Annotated in this window: 2 protein-coding genes; one reads left to right on the top strand and one right to left on the bottom strand. The window is 54.5% G+C overall.

Annotated elements, in window-relative coordinates:
• Positions 1-534, bottom strand: a 534-nt coding sequence (locus R7040_RS24725) for a cation transporter (protein ID WP_411976870.1), incomplete at its 3' end; no start/stop codon positions are given.
• Positions 535-629: 95 nt separating this feature from the next.
• On the opposite strand from R7040_RS24725, the gene cadR reads away from it, so the two are divergent.
• Complete coding sequence (cadR, locus tag R7040_RS24720; RefSeq protein WP_048608525.1) at positions 630-1,037, top strand: Cd(II)/Pb(II)-responsive transcriptional regulator; 408 nt, start codon at positions 630-632, stop codon at positions 1,035-1,037.
• Positions 1,038-1,124 lie beyond the last annotated feature (87 nt).

Below are 1,124 nucleotides of genomic sequence, written 5' to 3'. Positions count from 1 at the left end.
GACCTGCCTTTTCACGCTATGCCCAACCGCATAAAGAGCGAGTCCGTACACTGCCGCATCAGCAAAATTGTCCAGGGACTCTGCAATGAGGCCAGTTGACTGAGCCATCAGACCGGCAGTAATTTCCACCAGGAACAGAAGTGCATTGATGCCGAGCAACCAGCGCAGGGTCCCGGATTCTTGCTTAGCAGAAGCTGCCGAAAACTCGGCGGCCTTGATGGTCTCCGGATTTGCAGCGACGGTTTCCTGAAGCGAGGCGCCTAGCCCCAAGGTCTTCAGTTTCGAGGTGACGGGCTCGACCTCGCCGTCATGCACGACCTTCAGCCGGCGGTTCGACAAGTCGAAGGACAGCGCCCGAATCTCCTCAAAGCCGTTCAGGGCTAGGCGAATCATTCGTTCTTCTGATGGACAGTCCATCTTCGGCACGGCATAAACACTGACCCATCTCCCTGGCGCCTCGGAGGAGGCCTGTATATCGGTATCCGCTGCGGACGTTGCATCACCGCCACAGGCGCCACCACAGGATTTGCTCATGATACGACTCCACTTGAACAATGTTGTGGTACCATTTAAAACTATAAAGCTACTATAAGGTCAATAGAGTAAAGAATCCGTTGGGGAGGAGGCTGATGCGCATTGGTCAGTTGGCGCAGTTGGTAGGGGTCGACACACAGACGATCCGCTTCTATGAACAGCAGGGCTTGTTGCCGCCGCCTGATCGGCAGGACAACGGTTACCGTGTCTATACCGAGAAGCATGGTGAGGGGCTGGCCTTCATCCGTCGCTGCAGAATCCTGGGCCTGTCACTGGCTGAGATTCACGAACTACAGAGCTATCAGGACGACCCTCATCAGCCTTGTACCGCCGTCAACGCCTTGCTCGATGATCACATCTCTCATGTGCGGTCGCAGATAACCGCTCTGCAAGCGCTTGAGAAACAACTCGTTTCACTGAGAGCGAGTTGCAACGATGACCGGGAAGTTGAGGCGTGTGGGGTTCTTGCTGGAATTAGCGAAGGAAACATGCACCAGCAGTAGGTGAAGCATCAACCAGATAATCCGATGAGATGCCGGTCTGTCTCACTCTCATGCAAAGGTAAGATCAACCATTTAATCCGCTTACCC

It is taken from the genome of Vibrio sp. 1069, from assembly GCF_033340555.1.
Note: the sequence above shows the minus strand (reverse complement) of the source record. Positions and strands in the feature narration are given on the sequence as shown.